The sequence below is a fragment of the Streptomyces pseudovenezuelae genome, from assembly GCF_001513955.1.
Lineage (GTDB): Bacteria > Actinomycetota > Actinomycetes > Streptomycetales > Streptomycetaceae > Streptomyces > Streptomyces pseudovenezuelae.
The window spans coordinates 1,027,056-1,050,392 of sequence record NZ_KQ948145.1 but is presented as its reverse complement, the minus strand read 5'-3'; the positions used below and the strand labels follow the sequence as shown (position 1 = coordinate 1,050,392).

Here is a 23,337-nt window from a genome sequence, read left to right as displayed (position 1 = left end):
ATGGTCAACAGCATGCGCTATGACCTCGTCATCTTCGACAACGACGGCGTTCTTGTCGACAGTGAGCCGATCTCCAATCGGCACCTCGCCGCCTATCTGACGGAGCTCGGGCACCCGACCTCCTACGAGGACTCCATCCGGGACTACATGGGCTCCGCCATGCACCGGATTCACGATCTGGTCCTGGAGCGGACCGGGCAGCGCTTGCCGGAGGACTTCGACGACGTCTTTCACGCGAGGGTCTTCGCCGCGTTCGAGCGGGAGTTGAAGGCCGTGGCCGGCGTCACCGGCGTACTGGAGAAGCTGACGGCGGACGGGGTGTCGTACTGTGTCGCGTCCTCCGGGAGTCATGAGCGGATTCGGGTGGGGCATCGGGCGACCGGGCTCGACCGGTGGTTCGAGGACGAGCGGATCTTCAGTTCGCAGGACGTGGGGCGGGGGAAGCCGGCGCCGGACCTGTTTCTCCATGCCGCCGAGCGGATGGGCGTCGAGCCCGGTCGGTGTGTGGTCGTCGAGGACAGTCCGCTGGGTGTACAAGCGGCTGTCGCGGCCGGGATGGACGTCTGTGGGTTCACCGCCATGACGCCCGCCGCCAAGCTGGAAGAGGCCACTCAACTCTTCTCCGACATGGGCGAGTTGGCCGACCTGCTGGCCTGACATTTGTCATGCCGAGGGCCGGACGATCGTTTCTACCGGCACCCCCTCGCCGGACGGGAAGCTGAGGGCATGACGACGAAGACGAACTCGAAGCGCGCGAACCTGGCTCCCCTGATCGTGGACGTGGCTGTGCCGATCGGGGCGTACTACCTGCTCAGGGAGGGGCTGGGGATGAGCACGCTGATGGCGTTGGGCCTCAGCAGTGTCGTCCCGGCCGTGCGGACCGGCTGGAGTGTGGTGAAGGAGCGGACGGTCAACGGTCTCGCCGCCCTCATCCTCGTCGTCAACGTCGTGGGCCTGCTGCTGAGCTTCGTGGCCGGTGACCCGCGGCTGATGCTCGCCAAGGACAGCGGGGTCAGCAGTGTGATCGGGATCGGCATCCTCGTCTCCGTCGCGCTGGGCAGGCCCATGATGACCGCGGGCATGAAGCCCTGGCTGGTGAAGGGCATCGCCGAGCGGGAGGCCGCCTGGACGCGGCTCCAGGGCGGGTCGGCGGACTTCCGGAGGGCCGAGCGGCGGTTCTCCGTGGTGTGGGGTGTCGTACTGCTGACGGAGTGCGTGCTGCGGGTCGTGGGGGCGTACACGCTGCCGGTGGACACGATGGTGTGGCTCGGGTCCGTGGTCATGGTGGTGTCGATGGCGGTGGCCTTCCTGGTCAGCGGGGCGATCGGGGCCGGACCGATGGCCCGGATGCTGATCGCCGAGACGAAGTCCTGTGCCCCCGCGAGGCCCGAGGTGGCCCTCGCCCGATAAAGCTGAGGGAAATTCATCTTTGGCTGGATCTACCCACGAGTACGCCGGGGCCCTACGCTCGCCGCCATGACAGATGTGCTGCGGCGCGGTAGGGCCTCACTGGCGTTCAGCTTCTTCGCGCAAGGTGTCGCCTTCGCTCTGCTGGTGACGCGGATCCCCGCCATCCAGGACCGGTACGGCGTCTCCGACGCGCTGCTGCCCGCGTTCCTGGCCGCGGTGCCGATCCTCGCCGGTGTCGGGAGCGTCTCGACCGAGCACCTGGTGAAGCGGATCCGGCCCAGCCTGCTGCTGAGGCTGGCCCAGCCGGTGGTGCTCCTGGCGCTGCTCGGAGTGGGGGCCGGGGACTCGACGGTCGAACTCGGGGTCTCGCTCGCCGCCTTCGGGCTCGCGGTCGGCATGCTCGACGCGTCCATGAACATGCTCGGGGTGAGCCTGCAGCGGTCGTACGGGCGCAGCATCATGCTGAGCTTCCACGCGGTGTTCAGTCTCGGCGGGATCGTGGGGGCCTCGCTGGCCTGGGTCGGGGCGCACTGGCATCTCGCGCTGTTCGTGTCCTACCTGCCGGTCGTGGTGGTGCTGGTGCCGCTGTGCCTGGTGGGGAGCCGGTGGTACGTCGACGGGGACGGCGGCGCCCTGGAGGAGACGGCGCAGGGCGGGGACGGCATCGTCTTCAAGCTGCTGCTGCCGCTGTGCCTGGTGATGACCTTCGCCTACATCGGGGACTCCACGGTCTCCAACTGGAGTGCGAAGTACCTCCAGGACGTGCTCGGGAGCAGTGAGCAGCTGGCGACCGTGCCGTACAACGTCTACATGGTGACGACCCTGCTGGGGCGGGCCATCGGGGACTTCGGGGTACGGCGGTTCGGGGCGGCGGCGGTCGTGCGCGCGGGGGCCGTGGTGGCGGCCGTGGGGTTCGCGGTGGTGGCCGTGGCGCCGGGGCCGTGGGTGGGCATGCTCGGGTTCACGCTGCTGGGGCTGGGGCTGTGTGTGCTGGTTCCGCAGACCTTCGCCGCGGCCGGGCGGCTGTTCCCGGGGGCCTCGGACGCGGCGGTCGCTCGGCTCAATGTCTTCAACTACGTGGGGTTCCTGGTCGGTTCGCCGTTGGTGGGGGCCCTGGGGGACGCGTGGAGCTATCGCGGGGCGATGCTCGTGCCGATGGTGTTGGTGCTGGTGACGCTGGTGTACGCCAAGTCGTTCGAGGCTCAACCGGACCGATACGGTGGCGGGCATGAGCGGCCGCGCACAGCTGATGTGGGACGAGGCAGTAACGGGCTATGACTTCGGTCCGGACCATCCGATGGACCCGGTCCGGCTCGACCTGACCCGGCGCCTGGTGGACGCCTTCGGGCTGGACCGGGACGTGGAGGTCGTGGCGGCGAAGGCGGCCGGCGAGTCGACGCTGCGGCTCGTGCACCGGGAGGACTACGTCGAGGCCGTGAAGGCGGCTTCCGTGGACCCGGGGGCGGCCGACCAGTCGTACGGGCTCGGGACGATGGACGATCCGGCCTTCGAGCGGATGCACGAGGTGTCCGCGCTGATCGCCGGCCAGTCGGTGGGCGCGGCGGAGGCCGTGTGGCGCGGGACCGCGCTGCACGCGGTGAACTTCGCGGGCGGGTTGCACCATGCGATGCCCGGCGGTGCCTCGGGGTTCTGCATCTACAACGACGCCTCGCTCGCCATCGCGCGGCTGCTGGAGCTGGGGGCCCAGCGGGTCGCCTATGTGGATGTCGACGTGCATCACGGGGACGGGGTGCAGGCGGCGTTCTGGGAGGATCCCCGGGTGCTGACGATCTCGTTGCACGAGCATCCCCGGACGCTCTTCCCGCAGACCGGGTGGCCGGAGGAGACGGGGGCGGACTCGGCCGAGGGCAGCGCGGTGAACGTGGCGCTGCCGGCCGGGACGGGGGACGCGGGGTGGTTGCGGGCCTTCCATGCGGTGGTGCCGGAGCTCATCGCCGACTTCCGGCCGGATGTGCTGGTGACGCAGCACGGGGCCGATACGCACTTCGAGGATCCGCTGGCGCATCTCGCGGTGTCGTTGGACGCGCAGCGGGCGGTGCAGGTCGCCTGCCATGAGCTGGCGCACGAGTACGCCGGGGGGAAGTGGATCGCGCTCGGGGGCGGAGGGTACGCCGTGGTGGATGTCGTACCCCGGTCCTGGACGCATCTGGTGGCGATCGCCGCCGGGCGGGAGATCGAGCCCGAGGCGATGATTCCCGAGGGGTGGCGGCAGGAGGTGTTCGCACGGACCCGGCAGTTGGCGCCGGCCCGGATGACGGACGGCCGGTGGCCGGTGTCCTATGCGGAGTGGGATGCGGGGTACGACCCCGCGGATCGGCTGGATCAGGCTGTGCTGGCCACTCGGCGGGCGGTGTTTCCGTTGCGGGGGTTGTTGGCCTAAGGATGTGCGTGGCTGTGTCGTCTGGCGGCTGCGGGTGCTTTGTGGCTGGTCGCGCAGTTCCCCGCGCCCCTGGGTGGGTGCAGTCCCCGTTACTCCGACTGTGCGGTAAATCTCTGTTCCCCACGTAGCCCCGCCGCTCATCCGCCACCATCACTCCGTGTTGAGCACCGGTGCCCTGCGCGCCCATCTGCTGGCCGCTCGTCTCGCCGGGTCCGTGGCCACCTCGCGGGAGGCGAGTCTGCGGAGTTATCGGTTGTTCGCGGCTCGGGACCCCCGGGTGCTGATCGGAATTGATCCCGAATCGTCGTGGAATGAGCGGGATTTGCTCGGGCTCATGGCGGAGAAGTGTGGGGTTTCCGGCGATCCAAGGGTTACAACTGGCCGGGATGTGATCGATCCTGAACGGACACTCGTGGCGCTCGACGCCTTCGCGGAGCGGCTCGCGGCAGTTGCCCAGCGCAGCGGGGCCGTGCTCCTCGGCACCGGTCATCCGCACCGACTGCTCGGGTTCTACGCCGCCCTCGCGGACGCCCTCTCGGCGGCGGGATGTACCGTCCTCACCCCTGCGCATGGTCGCCGTGTCGACATAACGACCCGGTTCGGTCTACGCACGTACAACCTTCAGTACGTACGAGGAGTCGCGCTCGTGCGGCCGCCGGACGCGAAGAGCTCCGGTGGTGAGCCGGGCGCACACACGCATTCACCGCTGCCGGTTCGTACCGCGCTGGCGGCCGCGGCGGAGAGCGGCGGGCCGCTTCCCGAGCTGGTGATCGGGGATCACGGATGGGTCTGCGGAGCAGGTCAGCTGGGGTTTGAGGCCATTGGGCCGGCGGATACGGATGACCCCGCGCTCTTTGTGGGGGAGGCCGAGGGGGTCGTGTCCGTCGTCGTTCCACTTGATGACGCTGTGCGGTCCGATTACTACCGGCCGCTGACCCGCTACGTACTCAATCGAGCGTGTCTGTCACAGTAGGCCGCCGATGGGTGCACCTCTTCCCCACTTGCATCACCCGCCCCTACATTGGGGAGTGAGCACGCAGCGACGAAGAGTCACCGGAAGGGGAAGCCGGTGGCCGTCGAGTGCGGAAGGTTCAGGTGTGTCATGGCTGCTGAACAGAGGCCTCTGAGCGAGGTTCAGTTCCTTACCGTGGCGGAAGTCGCCTCGGTGATGCGAGTGTCGAAGATGACCGTGTACCGGCTGGTGCACAGTGGTCATCTGCCCGCGATCAGGGTGGGACGGTCCTTCCGTGTCCCCGAGAACGCGGTTCACGAGTACCTCCGCGAGAGTTATGTGGGGGTGGAGACGGCCTGACGACGACCGGACCCGGGGAGGTTCAACAGGGGTCTCAGGGCACTCGTGACCCCCTGCGGATCTCCCCGGTTCACCTCGATTACGACCTCAGCGCTCGGGCGGGTAGGCTAGCCCCTCGTAGGTCGTATGGGCCCATGGCGCCCAGCACCGAGTGATGAGAAGTGAGCGAGGGTAGTCGTGGGCTCTGTTATCAAGAAGCGGCGCAAGCGGATGGCCAAGAAGAAGCACCGCAAGCTGCTCAAGCGCACGCGCGTTCAGCGTCGCAACAAGAAGTAGGCGACGCCGCGTAAGCGTGTTTGTGGCCCCCCACCTGATATCGGTGGGGGGCCACACGCGTGTCGGGACGTGGCAGTGGGCTGGATGTCGTCACCTCACGCAGTGGGCGGTCATCACAGCGCAACATCGAACCGCTAAGTTGGCGGAACACGGGGAACGCGGCACAGGACTGGGGCTGTACAGGAGCCGTACCAGGGCTGGACTACGGCTGGAAGGAAGGCGCTGATCTTGGGAAAGGTCGTGCTCGTCACCGGAGTGGCCCGACAGCTGGGAGGCCGGTTCGTACGACGCATACAGCGTGACCCGCAGGTGGACCGGGTGATCGCCGTGGACGCGGTGTCGCCGGAACACCATCTGGGCGGTGCCGACTTCATCCAGGCGGACATCAGGCAGCCCGGCATCGCGCGGATCCTCGCGGAGACGGCCGCCGACACGGTCGTCCACCTGGATGTGACGGCGATGGCGCTGGGCAGCGGGAGCCGGACCACGGTCAAGGAGACCAACGTCATCGGCACCATGCAGCTGCTCGGTGCCTGCCAGAAGTCGCCGAACGTGCAGCGGCTGGTGGTGAAGTCCAGTACGAACGTGTACGGGTCCGCGCCCCGCGATCCCGCGGTGTTCACCGAGACCACCCCGCCCAAGTCCCTGCCCTCCGGCGGCTTCGCCAAGGACACGGTCGAGGTCGAGGGGTATGTGCGGGGCTTCGCGCGACGGCGCCCCGACGTGGCCGTGTGCGTGCTCAGGTTCGCCAACATCCTGGGGCCGACCGCGGACACCCCGCTCGCCTCGTACTTCGCGCTGCCGGTGCTGCCGACCGTGCTCGGCTACGACCCGCGGTTGCAGTTCGTGCACGAGGACGACGTGATCGAGGTGCTCAGGATCGCCTCGCACGAACCGGAGCGGGGCACGCTCAACAGCGGCACCTTCAACATCGCCGGCGACGGGGTCCTGTTGCTGTCGCAGTGTTCCCGGCGGCTCGGCCGGCCCACGGTGCCCCTGCTGCTGCCGGCCGTCACCTGGGCCGGGTCGCTGGTGCGTACGCTGGGTATGACGGACTTCTCGCCCGAGCAGATCCGGCTGCTCACCCATGGCCGGGTCGTGTCGACGGTCCAGATGCGGGAGACGCTCGGATTCCGGCCGAAGTACTCGACGGCGGAGACCTTCGCGGACTTCGCGCGCAGCCAGGGCCCCGGGCTGCTGCCGCCGGAGGCCCTCGCGGGGGCCGTCGACCGGATCGCCGCGCTGCCCCTCGCGGGCAACGGCAACCCCCCGACGCAGAGCGCCAACTGAGGAGCGCATCAACGATGGCGGACGCCAAGGTCATTCCGTTCGACGACGACCGGTCCCGCGCAGGCGCCGTACAGCGGCCGGCGCGGCGCCGGAGCGCGGGGAGCCGGCGCAAGGGCCCCGAGCCCGCGCTGGTCCGTGAGGTCCAGCCCCTGCCCAGCGCGGCTCCCGCGCAGGATGATGTTCCTGTGACGCGTGAGGAACAGCCGCCGCAGCAGGCGAGCGAGGAGGGCGGCCTGGAGCGGCGTATCGCCGCGGGCCTCAGCTTCCTGCGCCGCCGGCTCACCGGGGACTACGAGGTCGACGACTTCGGCTACGACGAGGAACTCACCGACCAGGTCCTGATGTCCCTGCTGCGGCCGGTGTACGAGAAGTACTTCCGGGTCGAGGTCAAGGGTGTCGAGAACATCCCGGCCGAGGGCGGGGCGCTGATCGTCGCCAACCACTCCGGGACGCTGCCGCTGGACGGCCTGATGATGCAGGTCGCCGTCCACGACCACCACCCCGCGAACCGGCATCTGCGGCTGCTGGCGGCGGACCTGGTGTTCATGCTGCCGGTGGTCAACGAACTCGCCCGCAAGGCCGGTCACACCCTCGCCTGCGCGGAGGACGCCGAACGGCTGCTGGGGCGCGGTGAACTGGTCGGTGTGATGCCGGAGGGCTTCAAGGGCATCGGCAAGCCCTTCAGCGAGCGGTACAAGCTCCAGCGCTTCGGCCGGGGCGGTTTCGTCTCCACGGCCCTGCGTCAGCGCACCCCGATCATTCCGTGCTCGATCGTGGGCGCGGAGGAGATCTACCCGATGATCGGCAACGCGAAGACGCTGGCCCGGCTGCTGGGCTTCCCGTACTTCCCGCTGACTCCGACCTTCCCGTGGCTGGGCCCCCTGGGCGCGGTCCCGCTCCCCACCAAGTGGACGATCCAGTTCGGCGAGCCCATCCCGACCGACGGCTATCCCCCGGAGGCCGCCGAGGACCCGATGCTGATGTTCAACCTGACGGACCAGGTCAGAGAACAGATCCAGCACACGCTGTACAAGCTCTTGGTGCAGAGGCGGTCGGTGTTTTTCTGAGATCGCCCTTTACGGCGGTGGGGGCACCCTTCCAATAGAAGGGTGCCCCCACCGCCGTACTGGAGGGGCTAATTCGTGTCCTCGCCCTGGATGCCCAGGCCCGGCAGGAGGCCCGGGAGGAGGGGCGGGAGGGTGACGTCCGGGTCGGCCGAGGGGGCCGGGGACGTCGGGGTGGTGGTGCCGGTGTCCTTCGGAGGATCGAGGAGACCGCCGGTGTTGCCGCCGAGCAGGCCGTCGTCCTGGCTGCCGGACGGGGCGGATTTGCTCGGGCTGCTGCCGCCGGTGTGTTCCGAGGAGCCGCCTGAACCCGGGGCCGTGGAATGCCCCGAGCCGGTCGAGTCGTCCGAGGACGCCGGACCGGAGCCCTGCCGCTGTCCCGCGCCGCCGCCCGGGGCCGGGGGTTCGGGGAGCAGGGACTGCAGCGGAGCGACCTCTTCGTCTATGGCGTCGAAGACCTCGGACACCTGGTCGCTGACATCGCCGAGCTGGACGGGCAGCCGGTCGCGGAGCGCCCCCCAGGCCTCGCGGTGCGAGCGCGAGAAGCCGGCCAGGGCCTGGATGGGGCCCAGCGAGTTCGGGTCGCGCTCGTACGCCTCGTGCAGCAGGCGATGCCCCTCGGAGGCGTCGTGCTGCATGCCGGACAGGGCGCGGCGGATCTCGCCCACGGACTCGTGGTCGAGGTGCCCGCCCCGGCCGCGTTCCATCAGGCGGCGGGCCTCGTTCAGCCGGGTGGAGGCCTGGTCGAGGTAGGCGACGCCACGCTCGTCGTCCCCCTCGGACAGGTAGGTGAGCTTGAAGTCCTCGATGCCGCGCTTGAGGCCGTACAGCGAGTCCCCGGGCAGCGCGTCGGAGCTGGCCGCGGCCACTCCGCCGAAGGCTCCGGCGGCGACTCCGACGCTCAGGCCGCCCGCGGCCAGGCCCTTGGTGAGCCGGGAACGCGGACGCAGTTTCCCGAGCGGACTCGCCCGGTGGGTGCCTTTGGCCCGATGGGAGCGCTGTTCGGGGAACGCGGGTTCCGCCCCGTCGCCCTCCAGCAGCATGGCCTCCATCGCGGCCACCAGCTGGGCTCGCTGGACGACCTTGACCTCAGGGTCCAGCTCAGGCCTGGGCAGCTCGCCGAGACACTCCGCGAGGGCCAAAAGACGGCCCGGATCGGGGTGTTCCGCGACGGCCGGAGCTGGTCCTTCGGACTGCTCGGCCGCCGGTTCCCGGTCGGACTGCTCCTCCAGGGCCTGGGCGAAGGCGTTCGCCCGCCGGTGCGCCGATACGTTCGCGATCACTGGCGGCACCTCCTCTCGTCATGACGGTCGACTCCCCAGGGGGTCCTGAGGGTTGCACACCCTGAACGCAAGCACCCGATCGAGTGATCGGAGTCGGCCAGGGTGTGACCACAGGGAGCCTGCATCCCGCACAACGAGCGGCGTGGCACTTGGGTTACGGACTGCGGATGATCGGATCGGGGAGTCAACGGACTTTCACCGAGAGCGAGTTGATGGTTACCGGGCGTGCGCTCTCAGCGGGCGTCGTCCGGGAGGAGCCGGGCCAGGGTGCGGACGGCCCGGTACTGGAGGGTTTTGATGGCGCCCTCGTTCTTGCCCATCACCCGGGCGGTCTCGGCGACCGAGAGGCCCTGGAGGAAACGGAGGGTCACACATTCCTGCTGCTGGGGGTTGAGCCGGCGGACGGCGTCCAGCAGCGCGGCGTTGGAGAGGGACTCCAGGACGGAGTCCTCGGGCGAGCGCTCGACCTCGTTGGCGTCGAGCATCTCGCCGGTGGTGACTTCCAGCCGGAACCGGCTCGACTTGAAGTGGTCGGCGACGAGGTTGCGCGCGATGGTGACGAGCCAGGCGCCGAAATCGCGGCCCTGCCATGTGAAGGTGCCGATCCTTCGGAGCGCACGCAGGAACGTCTCGCTCGTCAGATCCTCGGCGGTGGCCTTACCTCCTACCCGGTAATAGATGTACCGGTACACCGTGTCGCTGTACTGGTCGTACAGGCGGCCGAAAGCGTCGGCCTCGCCGGCCTGGGCGCGTTCGACCAGGTCCATCATGCGGGCGCTGTCGCTGTCCGCGGCCGGACGGCGGGCCGGTGCGGCACCGGTCGAACGCCCTCGTCTGCCGACGGCCGCGGAACCGTCGGCCAGTGCATAGCACGGGCCGATCGGTGCCGCGGCTACGGCAAGGGCGGGGACGGCGTACGCGGTGGGGACGAAGCCGCGCAACAGGTCCAGGACCGTTGCGCGCAGCGTAGCCAGGCCCGAGGCGTCAACCCCGACGTGTGGGTACACGGGACTCCCAGAGGCAGAGCTTCCATCACGTGCAGTGCGGGACCATTCACCCGTCGTAGCGACGGAGAGGTACCGGATTGCGTCTGAGGAGAATAACGCTTAGTGCAGGCACTGCTACACCCAGTTGCTCTATTCATCGATTACGTCGCTTCCGTAACCGATTGGGAGTAGTTCAAGTACCACAGAGTGACCGGTTGTTGATCGAAAACGGTCGCGTTCTGTCAGGGAACGGGGTGTGTTGTGGCCGTGTGCAGCCAATGTGCCTGCACACGGGGTTACGCGTACAAAACCCGGGGATTGGTGTGTTTGCCTGGTTACCGACGGCGCTTGTGCAGGGCGATCGCCGCTGCCGTGCCGCCCGCCACGGCTCCCACGCCCGCGGCGGCCGGGATGCCGACCTTCGCCGCCTTGCGGCCCGTGCGGTAGTCGCGCAGGCGCCAGTCCAGCCGGCGGGCGTGCTTGCGGAGCTTGGTGTCCGGGTTGATCGCGTAGGGGTGACCCACCAGCGAGAGCATCGGGATGTCGTTGTGGCTGTCGCTGTACGCGGCGCAGCGCGACAGGTCGAGGCCCTCCGCCGCCGCCAGGGCCCGGACCGCCTCCGCCTTCGCGGGGCCGTGCAGGGGCTCACCGACCAGCTTGCCGGTGTAGACGCCGTCGACCGACTCCGCGACCGTGCCGAGCGCGCCGGTGAGGCCGAGGCGGCGGGCGATCACCTGGGCGATCTCCACCGGGGCGGCGGTGACCAGCCAGACCTTCTGGCCGGCGTCCAGGTGCGCCTGCGCCAGTGCGCGGGTGCCCGGCCAGATGCGCTCGGCCATGTACTCGTCGTAGATCTCCTCGCCGATCGACTGGAGCTCGGCGACGCGGTGCCCCTTGACGATGGAGAGCGCCGAGTCGCGGGCCTCCTGCATGTGTTCGGGGTCCTCGGAGCCGGCCAAGCGGAACCAGGCCTGCTGCCAGGCGAAGCGGGCGAGGTCGCGGGTCTCGAAGAACTTCCGCTTGTACAGGCCGCGGCCGAAGTGGAAGAGGGACGCGCCCTGCATCACGGTGTTGTCCAGGTCGAAGAAGGCGGCGGCCTTGTCGTCGCCCAGGACCGGGAACTGTGACTCCGGTTCCGTGCCGGAGGTCTCCTCGACCTCCTGGGAGGACTTGCGGGCAGCCTCCGCTGAGGCCTCGCCTGCCAACACGCTTCGCGCCGTGGCGGAGCGCCTACGGGGAGTGAGCCATCCGAGAGCGGCCATGGCGTGAGCATAGCCAGTCTGTTCGGTGGTTCCGGAGTCGAGAGGTTTGAAGGATGTGAACACTCCGGGACTGTGCCGTTAAGCAGGTGGCCACGGGCGACGCCGACGCGCGGGAGAATGGCTGACATGACTCCCCTCTTCCGCCGAAAGCAGGCCAGGGCCCCCGAGGACCGGCTCGTCACCCTGATCCGCAAGCCCGGTTGCCATCTGTGTGATGACGCACAGCTGGTGATCGAGAAGGTATGTGGAGATCTAGGGGTTCCCCGGGAGTACAAAGACATCGACCAGGATCCTCAACTCCACGAGCAGTACTGGGAACAGATCCCCGTCGTGCTCGTCGACGGGGAGCAGCACACGTTCTGGCGGGTGGACGAGGAACGCCTCCGCAAGGCCCTGACCGACTAGTCCAACTGGTCCGGTCGGTCGCTTAGGATCGATGGCGAAGTGGTCTTGGGGGCGGGATTGACGAGGGAAGTGTGCGGTTTTGCCTCCGAGAGAGACGTGCGTGACCCCGGTCACGTTGGCCGGGCAAATCGGACACCATCTTTGTGCACGCGTTCACAAAGACATAGCCTGCTTTCGACGGGGCGGTCCGGGGACGTGTGACCGCCCACAGCCCCGCTCTACCCGCAGGAGCACCGTGGCAACTGGCCGAACTCACCGACCGGCGACCCGTAGCCGAGGGATTCCCGAGGCCACCGTCGCCAGGCTTCCGCTGTACCTACGAGCCCTGACGGCACTGTCCGAGCGCTCGGTACCCACGGTGTCCTCCGAGGAACTCGCCGCCGCCGCGGGGGTCAACTCCGCGAAGCTGCGCAAGGACTTCTCCTACCTGGGTTCTTACGGAACGCGCGGTGTCGGCTACGACGTCGAGTATCTCGTCTACCAGATCTCCCGCGAACTCGGCCTGACCCAGGACTGGCCGGTTGTGATCGTCGGTATCGGCAACCTCGGTGCCGCTCTCGCCAATTACGGCGGCTTCGCCTCCCGTGGATTCCGGGTCGCGGCGCTGATCGACGCCGATCCGGCGATGGCGGGCAAGCCGGTCGCGGGCATCCCGGTGCAGCACTCGGACGAGCTGGAAAAGATCATCGAGGACAACGGCGTGTCCATCGGTGTCATCGCGACCCCCGCCGGTGCCGCCCAGCCGGTCTGCGACCGCCTGGTGGCCGCCGGGGTCACCTCCATCCTGAACTTCGCGCCGACCGTGCTGACCGTCCCGGACGGTGTCGACGTGCGCAAGGTCGACCTCTCCATCGAGCTGCAGATCCTCGCCTTCCACGAGCAGCGCAAGGCCGGTGAGGAGGCCGCCGCGTCCGACGGCGCCGGTCCGGTGCCCGCCGGCCGCGACTCCGCCGCCGCCTCTGCCGACAAAGGGCCCGACGGGGACGTACCCGCCGTGATGCCGGCATGAGTCTCCTCGTCGTCGGGCTGAGCCACCGCAGCGCGCCGGTCAGTGTGCTGGAGCGGGCGGCGCTGCATGCCGATGCGCAGATGAAGCTGCTGCAGGACACCGTCGCCGCGGAGCCGGCCGCGGAGGCCGCGGTGCTCGCGACCTGCAACCGGATCGAGCTGTACGCCGACGTGGACAAGTTCCACGCGGGCGTGGCCGAGCTGTCCACGCTGCTCGCCCAGCACAGCGGGGTGGGGCTGGACGAGCTCACCCCCTATCTCTACGTGCACTACGAGGACCGGGCCGTCCACCATCTGTTCTCCGTGGCCTGCGGGCTCGACTCCATGGTCGTCGGGGAGGGGCAGATCCTCGGCCAGATCAAGGACTCCCTGGCCCGGGCGCAGGAGCTGCACACCGCCGGGCGGCTGCTGAACGACCTGTTCCAGCAGGCGCTGCGGGTGGGCAAGCGGGCGCACTCCGAGACCGGGATCGACCGGGCGGGGCAGTCGCTGGTCACCTTCGGGCTGGAGCAGTTGGCCCTGGGCGCGCAGGTGCCGGACTGGGCCCGGGACAAGAAGGCGCTGGTCATCGGCGCCGGGTCGATGTCCTCGCTGGCCGCGGCGACGCTGGCGCGCGCGGGTGTCGCGGAGATCGTGATCGCCAACCGGACCGCCGAGCGGGCCGAGCGGCTTGCGGAGATCCTCAATGACGCCGGGGACGTGGCTGCCCGTGCGGTACCGATGGATTCGGTGTCGGACGAGCTGACACGTGCCGATGTCGTGGTGTCCTGTACGGGGGCCACGGGGCTGGTGCTCACGGCTGAGGCTGTCGCCTCGGCTGTGCCCGGTGCCGACCGGGTGCCGCCCGCGCCGACCCGGACCGCTCCGAGCGGCACCGCCCCCCGCGGCGCGGCGGAGCCGACCGCCGAGGAGAACTGTCCGCTCGATCTGGCCCCTGTCCCGGCCACCGCCGGTTTCTCCGTGCTCGGCGAAGCCGCCGTCGCCGGGATGGCCGCCTCCGAGCTGGAGCAGCACGCCGCCTGGGTGGACAACGCTCCCCGGCCGCAGAGCTCGGTGACGGTGGTCGATCCCGTCGAGGAGGCCGACGCCATCGCCGCGCTCGCCGCCACCGCCGCCGCCATCGGGCGGGTTCCCGAGCGGCGCAGGCCCGAGCCCGTCGCCGAGATCCCCCGGCCGACCCCCTCGCTCTTCCTGCTCGACCTCGCCATGCCCCGGGACATCGACCCGGCCGTGCACCGGCTGGGCGGGGTGCGGCTCGTCGACATCGAGTCGCTCGCCGAGGCTTCGGCGGACGCCCCCATGGCGGCCGACGTCGACCAGGTCCGCCGTATCGTCGCCGACGAGGTCGCCGCCTTCGGGGCGGCGCTGCGGGCCGCGCACATCACGCCGACCGTGGTCGCGCTGCGGACCATGGCCGCCGATGTCGTCGCCGGTGAGATCGCCCGGCTCGACGGACGGCTGCCGGGCCTCGACGACAAGCAGCGCGGCGAGATCACGCAGACCGTGCGGCGCGTGGTCGACAAACTGCTGCACGCGCCGACCGTACGGGTCAAGCAGCTCGCGGCCGAGCCCGGCGGTGCCGGATACGCGGACGCGCTGCGGACCCTGTTCGACCTCGACCCCGAGACGGTGGCCGCCGTCTCCCGCGCCGAGGACAGCACCACCGATGAGAAAGACCGAGGCTCGTCATGAGTACCAAGGCGCTACGGCTCGGGACCAGGCGGAGCAAACTCGCCATGGCCCAGTCCGGGCGGGTGGCGGAAGCCGTGAGCCAGGTGACCGGACGGCCCGTCGAGCTCGTGGAGATCACCACGTACGGCGATGTGTCCAAGGAGGCGCTCGCGCAGATCGGCGGCACCGGTGTCTTCGTGACCGCGCTGCGCGAGGCCCTGCTCAAGGGCGAGGTCGACTTCGCGGTGCACTCGCTGAAGGACCTGCCGACCGGGCAGCCGGACGAGCTCGCGCTGGCCGCGCTCCCCGAGCGCGAGGACCCCAGGGACGTCCTTGTCGCCCGGGACGCCCTGAAGTTCACCGACCTGCCCCGGGGTGCCCGCATCGGTACCGGTTCGCCCCGGCGGACCGCGCAGCTGAACGCGTACGCCCGCGCGCACGGACTTGATATCGAGACGGTTGCGATCCGGGGGAACATCGACACCCGGGTGCGGTTCGTGCGCGATGGTGAGCTGGATGCGGTGGTGCTGGCAGCCGCCGGGCTGCAGCGCATCGGCCGGATCGACGAAGTGACCGATTTCCTCTCGGTCGACACAGTTTTGCCCGCTCCCGGCCAGGGAGCACTCGCGATCGAGTGCACCGCGGACAACGCGGACCTGATCGCAGCGCTCGGCGAGCTCGACGACCCGTTCACGCGGGTCGCCGTGACTGCCGAGCGGTCACTGCTCGCCGCCCTGGAGGCCGGCTGCTCCGCCCCTGTGGGCGCGCTGGCCGACCTGCTGGCCGACGGGCAGATTGTCAAGGAAATGCGCCTGCGGGGCGTCGTCGGCACCACCGACGGCTCGCGCATGGTGCAGTTGTCCACCACCGGTCCCGTGCCCGAGACGTACGACCAAGCAATGGCGCTCGGCCGTGAACTCGCGGCCGAGATGCTTGCCCAGGGCGCGGCCGGTCTGATGGGGGAGCGAGCACAGTGAGCCCCACCACCCTTCCCGTCGGTCCTGAACACGGGCACGTCACCTTCCTGGGTGCCGGACCCGGAGATCCGGGACTGCTGACTCTGCGCGCCGTCGAGGCGCTCACGAACGCGGACGTTCTCGTCGCCGGGCACGAGGTGCTCGACGTCGTGCGCGTCCACGCTCGGTCGGGCGTCGCCGTCGTGGACACGGACACCGAGTCGCCTTCGACTCCGGTGCCGGGCACGGGCGCGCCCCAACTGACAGTCGTTGACGGCACGTCAACAACCGCTCCTGCCCCCGCTGTACGGGATGCGGCACATCTTGTCATGGAGGCCGCGCGGGGCGGCAGGCGGGTCGTGCGTGCGGTGTCCGGGGACCCCGGGCTCGACGCGTACGCCGCCGAGGAGATGCTGGCCTGCGCCCGCGCGGGCGTGCCCTTCGAGGTCGTGCCCGGTGTGGCCGCGGCCGTCGGCGTACCCGCGTACGCCGGTGTCCCGCTGCGGGACGCGCAGGGCGCGGACGTGCGGTTCGTGGACGCGCGCACGGCCTCCGACCGGTGCTGGACGGAGGTGGGGGTGTCGGACGGGACCGTGGTCGTGTCGACGACCCTGGACTCCGTGGGCGCCGCCGCCGGTGAGCTGGTCGCGGCCGGGCGCAAGCCCGACACCCCGATGACCGTCACGGTCGCCGGTACGACCACGCGCCAGCGGACCTGGACGGCCACCCTGGGCACCATCGCCCAGACGCTCAAGCAGGCCAAGGTGCTGCCCTCGCCCGAGGGCGGGCGGCCGGTGATAGCCGTGGTCGGTGAGCGCTCGGCCGCCGCGCAGCGCGACCAGCTGTCGTGGTTCGAGAACAAGCCGCTGTTCGGCTGGAAGGTTCTCGTGCCGCGCACGAAGGAGCAGGCTGCCTCGCTCTCCGACCAGCTCAGGTCCTACGGGGCCGTGCCGCACGAGGTGCCCACGATCGCGGTCGAGCCGCCCAGAACGCCCCAGCAGATGGAGCGGGCGGTCAAGGGGCTCGTGACCGGGCGCTACGAGTGGATCGCCTTCACCTCGGTCAACGCCGTCAAGGCCGTACGCGAGAAGTTCGAGGAGTACGGGCTCGACGCGCGTGCCTTCGCCGGCATCAAGGTCGCGGCGGTGGGTGAGCAGACCGCCAAGGCGCTGATCGCCTTCGGTGTGAAGCCCGACCTGGTGCCGAGCGGCGAGCAGTCGGCCGCGGGTCTCCTTGAGGACTGGCCGCCGTACGACCCCGTCTTCGACCCGATCGACCGGGTCTTCCTGCCGCGGGCCGACATCGCCACCGAGACGCTGGTCGCGGGGCTCATCGAGCTCGGGTGGGAGGTCGACGACGTCACCGCTTACCGGACCGTGCGCGCCTCGCCGCCGCCGGCCGAGACCCGGGAGGCGATCAAGGGGGGCGGGTTCGACGCCGTGCTCTTCACGTCGTCGTCCACCGTGCGCAACCTGGTCGGCATCGCCGGGAAGCCGCACAACGTGACCGTGATCGCGTGCATCGGTCCCGCCACGGCGAAGACCGCCGAGGAGCACGGGCTCCGGGTCGACGTCATGGCGCCCGAGCCGTCCGTGCACAAGCTGGCCGAGGCGCTGGCCGACTTCGGGCTGAAGCGGCGGGCGGCGGCGGTGGAGGCCGGGGATCCGGTGACGCGGCCGAGTGAGCGGAGGCCGGGGGCCAGGCGGCGACGCTCGACGACCTGATCCGTGTCCGCACTCTCCGTACGGTGCGGGGTGGCTGCGAGCCGGTGGGGGCCGGTCGCGCAGTTCCCCGCGCCCCTGGTCGGCTGACCGGCCCCCGCTCCGACGCCGCGTCGGCAAAGGGGCCCTCGGGGCGGGCGTAGCTTAGGTGTATGTCGACGTACGGATCCTTTCCCGGCACGCGGCCCCGGCGGCTGCGGACGAACCCCGTCATGCGCCGCATGGTCGCCGAGACCCGGCTGCACCCCGCTGACTTCATCCTTCCGGCGTTCGTGCTGGAGGGGGCGAGTGAGCCCGTGCCGATCTCGGCGATGCCCGGGGTCGTGCAGCACACGCGGGACAGTCTGAAGAAGGCGGCCGCGGAGGCCGTGGCGGCCGGAGTCTCCGGGATCATGCTCTTCGGGGTGCCGGAGGAGTCGAAGAAGGACGCTGTGGGGACGCCGGGCACCGATCCCGACGGGATTCTGCAGGTGGCCATCCGGGACGTGCGGGCCGAGGTCGGGGACGACCTGCTCGTGATGTCCGACCTGTGTCTCGACGAGACCGTCGACCACGGGCACTGCGGGGTGCTGGACGCCGAGGGACGGGTCGACAACGACGCCACCCTTGAGCGGTACGCCGAGATGGCCCAGGTGCAGGCCGACGCGGGCGCCCACGTCGTGGGGCCCAGCGGGATGATGGACGGGCAGGTCGGAGTCATCCGGGACGCGCTCGACCAGATCGGCCGGGAGGACGTGGCCATTCTGGCGTACACGGCCAAGTATGCCTCCGCCTTCTACGGGCCCTTCCGGGAGGCCGTCGCCTCCTCGTTGCAGGGTGACCGCAAGACCTACCAGCAGGATCCGGCGAACGTGCGGGAGTCGCTGCGGGAGCTCGCCCTCGATCTGGAGGAGGGCGCCGACATGGTGATGGTCAAGCCGGCCGGGCCCTACCTCGACGTCCTCGCCCGGGTCGCCGACGCCGTGGACGTGCCGGTCGCCGCCTATCAGATCTCCGGTGAGTACTCGATGATCGAGGCCGCCGCCGAGAAGGGCTGGATCGACCGGGACCGCGCGATCCTGGAGACACTGACCGGAATCAAGCGGGCCGGGGCACAGAACATCCTCACCTACTGGGCCACCGAGGTGGCGCAGAAGCTCGGCTGACGAGCCGCCGACGGCGTGTCACGGCAACGGTTCGAGCTCGGTCCGGATACGGGCGGAGCTCGTTCCGGCCAACGTCCGGACAACGGGACCTGCCAGCCGCGGTGATCTTCTGACGTTCTGTCCGGAATCCGCTTCTTGCGGTGGCTGTATTGTCATGGTTTGACAGGTCCGCGTCTTGATGAACCGCTTACATCCGTCGAATTGACGAGTTCTCGACATCCTCCATATCTTCTGCGCCTGGCCTGATCCATTCGGAACAGTTCCGAACGTCGATCCCTGGGGGACACCACGATGAACTACTTCCTCGATGTACTGAAGAAGTACGCCGTGTTCAGCGGCCGCGCGCGCCGCAAGGAATACTGGATGTACACCCTGTTCGTCACGATCATCTACATCGTGCTGGCCGTCATCGGCGTCGTGGCCAAGCAGGCCTGGATCCCGATCGTCTTCTACGTCGCCATCCTGCTCCCCAGCCTCGCCGTCCTCGTGCGCCGCCTGCACGACACCGGCCGCAGCGGCTGGTGGGTCCTGTTCGGTCTGGTCCCGCTCGCCGGCGGCATCACCCTCCTCGTCTTCACCTGCCTCGACGGTGAGCCGGGCGAGAACAAGTACGGCCCGAACCCGAAGGGCTTCGCCCCGGCGCACGTGTGATGCCGTAGCTCAGCTCCGAGGCCGCCCGGTCAGTACCGGGCGGCCTTCTGGTTCTCCACGGGGGTGACGGCGGCCGCCCTGTCGGCGGCCGGGCCCTCGTCGCGTACGCCCTGGCCGTCGTTGCAGCCCGTCAGCGTGGCGAGCGCGAGGAGGGCGAGAAGCGCGAGGGCGGTCGCGGGGGGCCTGCGGGGGGTGTGGGGTCGGCTGGGCATGGGATCAGGCTGCTGGGGAGCCCGGGCGTACGCCAGACCTGGCGGGGAATTCGGGACGGCCCCGTACCAGGATCCGTGTTGACCTGTGCGGATGTGATGTCCCGAGTCCCCTCCGCGGGATGCGGGACGGGGCGTCCCCGGACACCGGGCACCATCAAGTCGCCCGGGGAGTTAGGTTCTTGACCATCGCGGTGGTGGTCCGTCGTAGGACCGACACATTCACAGGGGAGATGCCCATGTCCGGTGACGCGCTGAGCCAGGACCCGGCCGAACTGGCCAGGAGGATCGACACCACCAAGGCACATCCGGCCCGCGTCTACGACGTCTTCCTCGGCGGCAAGGACAACTACCCCGCCGACCGCGAGGCGGCCGCCGCCGCGCTCGCCGCCAACCCCCGCGGCTACCTCGACGTACGCCACAACCGCGACTTCATGCGCCGGGCCGTCGACCGCCTGACCGCGCGGGACGGCATCCGGCAGTTCCTCGACATCGGCACCGGGCTGCCCACCGCGGAGAACGTCCACCAGATCGCCCAGCGGATCCGGCCCGACGCCCGGGTCGTGTACGTCGACAACGACCCCGTGGTGCTGGCCCACGCCCGCGCGCTGCTCACCAGCGGCCCCGAGGGGCGTACGGACTACATCGACGCCGACTTCAAGAGCCCCGCGCAGATCCTCGAACAGGCCGCCAGGACCCTGGACTTCGACCAGCCGATCGCGCTGTGCCTGGTCGCCATCCTGCACTTCGTCGAGGACGACGAGGCCTATCCGATCGTGCGCGAACTCGTGGCGGCCCTGCCCGCGGGGAGCCGGATCGTGCTCAGCCATCTGACCGACGAGATGCATCCCGGGCCCGCCCGCGCGGTCCAGCGGACCTACACCGAGCGCGGGTTCACCTTCGTGTTCCGGTCCAGGAGCGAGGTGGAGCGGTTCTTCACCGAGGTGCCCGGGGTCTCGCTGGACGAGCCCGGGGTGGTGCCCGCGCATCTGTGGCACCCCGGGCCCGCGCCCGCGCCGCCCGCCATCGACGCCGAGGACTTCGAGTCCCTCGACGACATCGAGAAGATCCGCTACCGCGACATCAACGACGTCACGGACGACGACATCAACGTCTACGGGGCGACCGGCAGCAAGGCGTGAGCGGGTGGGTGCGGGTCGGTGGGGGCAACGACAGGCCCTAGCCGAAGGGCGTGGCGGACGGGGAGGTCCAGAAGGTCACGGTCGGACCGTAGGAGCCGTCCTCCTCGTCGCTCACCTCGACGGTGATCTCGCGATCCGGGTAGCGCGAGGAGAGGATTCCCTGCCAGCACTCCCCGAGCGCCAGGGCGAGTTGGGGCAGTTCCTCCCCGAGGTGGTCGTCGTCCGTCAGGGGAGTGTTGTTGAAGGTGCCCCACAACTCGACGTGATTGACGACGACTTCAATCCGATTCCGGTCCTCGCCCAGCTTGGTGAACCAGTCGTCGACCGTGCTCTGGCGGAAGCGCTCCTTGAGGAACACACCACCGCGGTACTCCACCGTCTCGGGGCAGAAAAGCCAGGCCGCGGCCAGGACGAACCGAAGGCCGCCCTCGAAGTCGAGGTAGTTGTCCGGGTCGAGATCCTCGTTCTTCCAATCGGTCCGCCACTTTTTGAAGAAGGCCGGCAGCTCGCGCTCGGACCACGACGGTTTGATGCTGCTCACGGGATCTCCCAGGGGAACGCGGTGCGCACGTCCTTCGACTCACCCACAAAGACTTGCCCGGTCTTGGGGTTGGTATTGTGCACCATTTCTACGACATGTGGTGTCTCTACCCCGTTGTGCGAGGCCCCCTCCAGGTCCACTCGCTTCAAGGCGCGACCTTCGGAATCGTAGGTGGAGTAGCTGGTCACCTTGCCCGTCTGCGGATCGGTCTTGTACATGGTCCCGTTCTTCGGACCGTTCTCCTTCGGAAGTTTGAGGCCTCCGCGGCCAGAGCCGGAACCAGTGCCCTCGTACTTCTGGCCGTTCTTGATCAGGTCGGAGGCCGGCTGTTGGGAGGAGCCGCCGGTGCCGGAGCCCTCGCTGTTCATCCGGAGGGGTTCGACCTGGGAGTCGCTCGTGGCGTGCTGGGCGAGGTCCACGGCCCCTGCGCCGGCCAGACCGACACCCGCGGTGATCCCGGCGGCGGACACGACGTTGAGGGGTACGCCGGCGATGGCACCGACTCCGGTGGCGTCCAGGGCGACCCCGAGACCTTCGCCGCCGGCGCTGACGCCGGCCAGGAGCATGCCGCCGAGCATCGCCGCGCTGTCGCCGGGGTGCTGGATCATGGCGTTGCCGAAGGAGGCGAGGTCGTTGACGACGGTCTTGCCGCCGTCCACCAGCCCGTCCCCCACATCGCCGAGGAAGTCGCCGACCTTGGACCAGAACCCCGGGCGCTCCGGGGCGGACTCGGTGGCCTTCCGCACCAGCGCGGCCGCGGTGTGTCCGGCGGTGTCCACATTGCCGCGGGCGGTGTCGAGGTCCGCGCGGGCGGCGGCACGGTCCGCTTCACCGGGATCGTTGAACGGGATCTCGGTGGTGTCCCCTTTTCCACGCGCCTCGGTGACCTGCCGGTCGTGGGCGTTCTTGGCGTTGGTGGTGGCGGCCTCGCCGCGCGCGTACCGGGTGATGGCCTCGGCGGCGCGCTGCTGGGCCGCGCGCAGGGTGTGGGCGTAGTCGTACAGGGCGTTCGCCGCGGTGTGGAACTCGTTGCCCGCCTCGGTCCATCGGGCGGGCTGGCCGTGGAAACGGTCCCGGAAGGCGTCACCTGCGGTGCCCCGCCAGCCGTCCTCGGTGTCGATCTTCGCCAGTCCCTCGCCGGCCTCGACGAGGACGTCGCCGTAGGCGAGCAGGGACTGAGCTGTCGTGATCAGGGAGTCCGGTGAGCCGGGGACGAGCTCGCGGGGATCCGAGGTCTCTCCGAGCTGTGCCATCAGGACGCCCCCGGGTCTGTTCCGGACGGGGACCGGAGAATGCCCTCGGTGGAGAGCTGGATGTGATCCTCGGCCGCCTCGTAGTTCTTGACGCAGCGGTTCAGCCGGTCGGAGACCTCGGCGCCGTCGGAGGCCAGGTGCGAGACACCGATGTTCCACCGGTCGGTGAAGTCGACGATCGCGGAGGCCAGTTCGTCGTGCCCGAAGTCGCCCTTGGGAGCGTCGATGTCGCTCACCTTCTTGGTGGCCATCGCGTCCAGCGTGGTGCTGATCCCGGAGGCGGCCTCGCGCAGTGCGCCGAGGTCCACGGAGAAGCCGTCCGGCATGCTGAGCGCCCTCCCCCTGTTAAGGACCGCAAACGAGAAGGGAGTTTAGCGGCGGTCGCAGCGCGCCGAAATGAGACAGTGTGACTTGAAAGGGAATTTGCTCTTGGGAGACCTCTGATTTGCCTTGGCCGTCCCGGGCTTCCCGGGGCCGGTCAGTCCCACCAGAAGGACCAGACCCGCTGCCCCAGCACCGCGTGCTCGGCGTACTCGCGCAGGGTCTCGTGGTCTCCCTGGGTGATGTTGTCCGGGCAGAGCGCGAAGTGCTCGGCGGCGACGGCCTCCGCCTCGTCCTTCGTCGTGGGCGGGGCGGCGACGGACAGCACCAACTGGTCGAAGGTGAGCGCGATGACGCGTATGCCGAAGCGGTCCTCCCAGGAGCGCAGGACCGCGCAGAGGCGGGCCACGTCGTTCTCGTAGTTCAGCGGGCCCGTCCAGCCGATGGCCGCCGGGATGTCGGCGCTGCGGCGGGCCGGGACCAGGGCGAGACGCGGCTCCTTGAACCACGAGCCCTCGTCGAGGAGCGCGTCGGCCGTCTCGGCGGCCCGGCGGTCCGGGTCGACGCTCAGGGCCCCGGGGGCCGGGGCCGGGCCGGGCCAGGTCTCGTCGTAGGGGGCGATCGTCTCGTCGAGGTCGTCGGGCTCCTCGATCGCGTACGCCCAGTACTCCGCGAGCAGTTCCTCGGGGTCGTGGTCCCCGGGGTACGACATCTCCCCGGGCATCAACTCCCACTCGTCCGGCCCGCCTTGCGTACCGCCGACGTCCATCAGCACGGGCAGCAGCCCGGTCCGCGCGGCCTGAGCGCCCAGCGCGGTCCAGGCCCCGGACGCCGCCGCGTACTCGGCATGCCACAGCAACGGCTCGTGCCAGGGGCCCTCGTCGGTCATGTCGATCAGTCGCCCGAGCGGGAGCCCGAGACCGAGCGAACGCCCGCTCGGGTCTGCCGCGAGGGTGGGCAGCGGGTTGGGAAGAGTCGCCATGTCAGTGACTGTAGGGGGAGCCACTGACAATGGCGGTCGCTGCAGGGG

25 protein-coding genes are annotated in these 23,337 nt (G+C 69.7%); 17 read left to right on the top strand and 8 right to left on the bottom strand.

All coding sequences use genetic code 11. The features are described 5' to 3' along the window. The first annotated feature begins 12 nt into the window (after positions 1–12). The 9 genes from AQI94_RS12185 to AQI94_RS12150 all read left to right on the top strand — a co-directional run bounded on the left by AQI94_RS12185 (position 13) and on the right by AQI94_RS12150 (position 7,756). Positions 13–657 carry an HAD family hydrolase gene (locus AQI94_RS12185; RefSeq protein ID WP_031057022.1) on the top strand — a complete coding sequence of 215 codons (645 nt, stop codon included), beginning with the start codon at positions 13–15 and terminating at the stop codon, positions 655–657. 69 nt (positions 658–726) lie between these two features. Then, the gene (locus AQI94_RS12180) at positions 727–1,410 is read left to right on the top strand and encodes a VC0807 family protein (RefSeq protein ID WP_031057023.1); all 684 of its coding nucleotides are present in this window, start codon (positions 727–729) and stop codon (positions 1,408–1,410) included. Between the two features lie 66 nt (positions 1,411–1,476). Further along, positions 1,477–2,688 carry an MFS transporter gene (locus AQI94_RS12175; protein WP_031057026.1) on the top strand — a complete coding sequence of 404 codons (1,212 nt, stop codon included), beginning with the start codon at positions 1,477–1,479 and terminating at the stop codon, positions 2,686–2,688. After that, the gene (locus AQI94_RS12170) at positions 2,639–3,811 is read left to right on the top strand and encodes an acetoin utilization protein AcuC (RefSeq protein ID WP_031057028.1); all 1,173 of its coding nucleotides are present in this window, start codon (positions 2,639–2,641) and stop codon (positions 3,809–3,811) included. The genes AQI94_RS12175 and AQI94_RS12170 overlap by 50 nt, the downstream gene beginning before the upstream one ends. Before the next feature lie 157 nt (positions 3,812–3,968). After that, positions 3,969–4,784: a phosphatase gene (locus tag AQI94_RS12165; RefSeq protein ID WP_031057029.1), complete on the top strand. Its 816-nt coding sequence runs from the start codon at positions 3,969–3,971 to the stop codon at positions 4,782–4,784. Between the two features lie 129 nt (positions 4,785–4,913). After that, entirely contained in the window at positions 4,914–5,123 is a 210-nt protein-coding gene (locus tag AQI94_RS12160; RefSeq protein WP_016437488.1) for a helix-turn-helix domain-containing protein, read from the top strand. A 177-nt stretch (positions 5,124–5,300) separates the two neighbouring features. Next, the gene (locus AQI94_RS42715) at positions 5,301–5,399 is read left to right on the top strand and encodes a 30S ribosomal protein bS22 (protein ID WP_003948845.1); all 99 of its coding nucleotides are present in this window, start codon (positions 5,301–5,303) and stop codon (positions 5,397–5,399) included. A gap of 228 nt (positions 5,400–5,627) precedes the next feature. Continuing rightward, positions 5,628–6,689, top strand: a complete 1,062-nt coding sequence (locus AQI94_RS12155; protein WP_031057030.1) for an NAD-dependent epimerase/dehydratase family protein — start codon at positions 5,628–5,630, stop codon at positions 6,687–6,689. A 14-nt stretch (positions 6,690–6,703) separates the two neighbouring features. After that, positions 6,704–7,756, top strand: coding sequence for a lysophospholipid acyltransferase family protein (locus AQI94_RS12150; protein WP_031057031.1), 1,053 nt, complete (start codon positions 6,704–6,706; stop codon positions 7,754–7,756). Positions 7,757–7,824: 68 nt separating this feature from the next. On the opposite strand, the gene AQI94_RS12145 is transcribed toward AQI94_RS12150, so the two are convergent. The 3 genes from AQI94_RS12145 to AQI94_RS12135 all read right to left on the bottom strand — a co-directional run bounded on the left by AQI94_RS12145 (position 7,825) and on the right by AQI94_RS12135 (position 11,284). Further along, positions 7,825–9,036, bottom strand: coding sequence for a DUF5667 domain-containing protein (locus tag AQI94_RS12145; protein ID WP_031057034.1), 1,212 nt, complete (start codon positions 9,034–9,036; stop codon positions 7,825–7,827). A 233-nt stretch (positions 9,037–9,269) separates the two neighbouring features. Further along, entirely contained in the window at positions 9,270–10,043 is a 774-nt protein-coding gene (locus AQI94_RS12140) for an ECF subfamily RNA polymerase sigma factor, BldN family (RefSeq protein ID WP_020120729.1), read from the bottom strand. A gap of 314 nt (positions 10,044–10,357) precedes the next feature. Continuing rightward, entirely contained in the window at positions 10,358–11,284 is a 927-nt protein-coding gene (locus tag AQI94_RS12135; protein ID WP_051832785.1) for an HAD family hydrolase, read from the bottom strand. Positions 11,285–11,401: 117 nt separating this feature from the next. Between AQI94_RS12135 and AQI94_RS12130 the strand changes: the two genes are divergently transcribed. The 7 genes from AQI94_RS12130 (at position 11,402) to AQI94_RS12100 (ending at position 18,841) form a co-directional block, all read left to right on the top strand. Then, positions 11,402–11,689 carry a glutaredoxin family protein gene (locus AQI94_RS12130; protein ID WP_107064334.1) on the top strand — a complete coding sequence of 96 codons (288 nt, stop codon included), beginning with the start codon at positions 11,402–11,404 and terminating at the stop codon, positions 11,687–11,689. A 235-nt stretch (positions 11,690–11,924) separates the two neighbouring features. Continuing rightward, positions 11,925–12,698, top strand: coding sequence for a redox-sensing transcriptional repressor Rex (locus AQI94_RS12125; RefSeq protein ID WP_031057042.1), 774 nt, complete (start codon positions 11,925–11,927; stop codon positions 12,696–12,698). Next, positions 12,695–14,389 carry a glutamyl-tRNA reductase gene (locus tag AQI94_RS12120; protein ID WP_031057045.1) on the top strand — a complete coding sequence of 565 codons (1,695 nt, stop codon included), beginning with the start codon at positions 12,695–12,697 and terminating at the stop codon, positions 14,387–14,389. Before AQI94_RS12125 ends, AQI94_RS12120 begins: the two co-directional genes overlap by 4 nt. After that, complete coding sequence (gene hemC, locus AQI94_RS12115; protein ID WP_031057048.1) at positions 14,386–15,345, top strand: hydroxymethylbilane synthase; 960 nt, start codon at positions 14,386–14,388, stop codon at positions 15,343–15,345. The genes AQI94_RS12120 and hemC overlap by 4 nt, the downstream gene beginning before the upstream one ends. Continuing rightward, a complete protein-coding gene (locus tag AQI94_RS12110; protein ID WP_031057051.1) occupies positions 15,342–17,048 on the top strand; it encodes a bifunctional uroporphyrinogen-III C-methyltransferase/uroporphyrinogen-III synthase in 1,707 nt (568 codons plus the stop codon). Before hemC ends, AQI94_RS12110 begins: the two co-directional genes overlap by 4 nt. 149 nt (positions 17,049–17,197) lie before the next feature. Beyond that, a complete protein-coding gene (gene hemB / locus AQI94_RS12105; RefSeq protein ID WP_031057054.1) occupies positions 17,198–18,190 on the top strand; it encodes a porphobilinogen synthase in 993 nt (330 codons plus the stop codon). 291 nt (positions 18,191–18,481) lie between these two features. Continuing rightward, positions 18,482–18,841: a DUF805 domain-containing protein gene (locus tag AQI94_RS12100; protein ID WP_031057055.1), complete on the top strand. Its 360-nt coding sequence runs from the start codon at positions 18,482–18,484 to the stop codon at positions 18,839–18,841. A 29-nt stretch (positions 18,842–18,870) separates the two neighbouring features. Here the strand turns inward: AQI94_RS12100 and AQI94_RS12095 are convergent, their stop codons facing one another. Then, positions 18,871–19,053, bottom strand: coding sequence for a hypothetical protein (locus tag AQI94_RS12095; protein WP_031057060.1), 183 nt, complete (start codon positions 19,051–19,053; stop codon positions 18,871–18,873). Positions 19,054–19,289: 236 nt separating this feature from the next. On the opposite strand from AQI94_RS12095, the gene AQI94_RS12090 reads away from it, so the two are divergent. After that, a complete protein-coding gene (locus AQI94_RS12090) occupies positions 19,290–20,192 on the top strand; it encodes an SAM-dependent methyltransferase (protein ID WP_031057064.1) in 903 nt (300 codons plus the stop codon). A gap of 37 nt (positions 20,193–20,229) precedes the next feature. On the opposite strand, the gene AQI94_RS12085 is transcribed toward AQI94_RS12090, so the two are convergent. From AQI94_RS12085 to AQI94_RS12070, 4 genes are all read right to left on the bottom strand, one after another. After that, positions 20,230–20,733 carry a hypothetical protein gene (locus AQI94_RS12085; RefSeq protein WP_031057065.1) on the bottom strand — a complete coding sequence of 168 codons (504 nt, stop codon included), beginning with the start codon at positions 20,731–20,733 and terminating at the stop codon, positions 20,230–20,232. Beyond that, positions 20,730–21,986 carry a putative T7SS-secreted protein gene (locus tag AQI94_RS12080; protein ID WP_031057067.1) on the bottom strand — a complete coding sequence of 419 codons (1,257 nt, stop codon included), beginning with the start codon at positions 21,984–21,986 and terminating at the stop codon, positions 20,730–20,732. The genes AQI94_RS12085 and AQI94_RS12080 overlap by 4 nt, the downstream gene beginning before the upstream one ends. Further along, positions 21,986–22,312, bottom strand: a complete 327-nt coding sequence (locus AQI94_RS12075) for a hypothetical protein (RefSeq protein WP_031057068.1) — start codon at positions 22,310–22,312, stop codon at positions 21,986–21,988. The genes AQI94_RS12080 and AQI94_RS12075 overlap by 1 nt, the downstream gene beginning before the upstream one ends. Before the next feature lie 152 nt (positions 22,313–22,464). Further along, the gene (locus AQI94_RS12070) at positions 22,465–23,289 is read right to left on the bottom strand and encodes a DUF4253 domain-containing protein (RefSeq protein WP_031057072.1); all 825 of its coding nucleotides are present in this window, start codon (positions 23,287–23,289) and stop codon (positions 22,465–22,467) included. Between the last annotated feature and the right edge of the window lie 48 nt (positions 23,290–23,337).

What these genes read in the sequence shown, in the direction of transcription:
- AQI94_RS12185 (WP_031057022.1), top strand. Translation starts at nt 13, where the DNA reads ATGCGCTATGACCTCGTCATCTTCGACAACGACGGCGTTCTTGTCGAC.
- AQI94_RS12180 (WP_031057023.1), top strand. Translation starts at nt 727, where the DNA reads ATGACGACGAAGACGAACTCGAAGCGCGCGAACCTGGCTCCCCTGATC.
- AQI94_RS12175 (WP_031057026.1), top strand. Translation starts at nt 1,477, where the DNA reads ATGACAGATGTGCTGCGGCGCGGTAGGGCCTCACTGGCGTTCAGCTTC.
- AQI94_RS12170 (WP_031057028.1), top strand. Translation starts at nt 2,639, where the DNA reads ATGAGCGGCCGCGCACAGCTGATGTGGGACGAGGCAGTAACGGGCTAT.
- AQI94_RS12160 (WP_016437488.1), top strand. Translation starts at nt 4,914, where the DNA reads ATGGCTGCTGAACAGAGGCCTCTGAGCGAGGTTCAGTTCCTTACCGTG.
- AQI94_RS12150 (WP_031057031.1), top strand. Translation starts at nt 6,704, where the DNA reads ATGGCGGACGCCAAGGTCATTCCGTTCGACGACGACCGGTCCCGCGCA.
- AQI94_RS12135 (WP_051832785.1), bottom strand. Translation starts at nt 11,284, where the DNA reads ATGGCCGCTCTCGGATGGCTCACTCCCCGTAGGCGCTCCGCCACGGCG.
- AQI94_RS12130 (WP_107064334.1), top strand. Translation starts at nt 11,402, where the DNA reads ATGGCTGACATGACTCCCCTCTTCCGCCGAAAGCAGGCCAGGGCCCCC.
- AQI94_RS12120 (WP_031057045.1), top strand. Translation starts at nt 12,695, where the DNA reads ATGAGTCTCCTCGTCGTCGGGCTGAGCCACCGCAGCGCGCCGGTCAGT.
- hemC (WP_031057048.1), top strand. Translation starts at nt 14,386, where the DNA reads ATGAGTACCAAGGCGCTACGGCTCGGGACCAGGCGGAGCAAACTCGCC.
- hemB (WP_031057054.1), top strand. Translation starts at nt 17,198, where the DNA reads ATGTCGACGTACGGATCCTTTCCCGGCACGCGGCCCCGGCGGCTGCGG.
- AQI94_RS12100 (WP_031057055.1), top strand. Translation starts at nt 18,482, where the DNA reads ATGAACTACTTCCTCGATGTACTGAAGAAGTACGCCGTGTTCAGCGGC.
- AQI94_RS12095 (WP_031057060.1), bottom strand. Translation starts at nt 19,053, where the DNA reads ATGCCCAGCCGACCCCACACCCCCCGCAGGCCCCCCGCGACCGCCCTC.
- AQI94_RS12090 (WP_031057064.1), top strand. Translation starts at nt 19,290, where the DNA reads ATGTCCGGTGACGCGCTGAGCCAGGACCCGGCCGAACTGGCCAGGAGG.
- AQI94_RS12080 (WP_031057067.1), bottom strand. Translation starts at nt 21,986, where the DNA reads ATGGCACAGCTCGGAGAGACCTCGGATCCCCGCGAGCTCGTCCCCGGC.
- AQI94_RS12075 (WP_031057068.1), bottom strand. Translation starts at nt 22,312, where the DNA reads ATGCCGGACGGCTTCTCCGTGGACCTCGGCGCACTGCGCGAGGCCGCC.
- AQI94_RS12070 (WP_031057072.1), bottom strand. Translation starts at nt 23,289, where the DNA reads ATGGCGACTCTTCCCAACCCGCTGCCCACCCTCGCGGCAGACCCGAGC.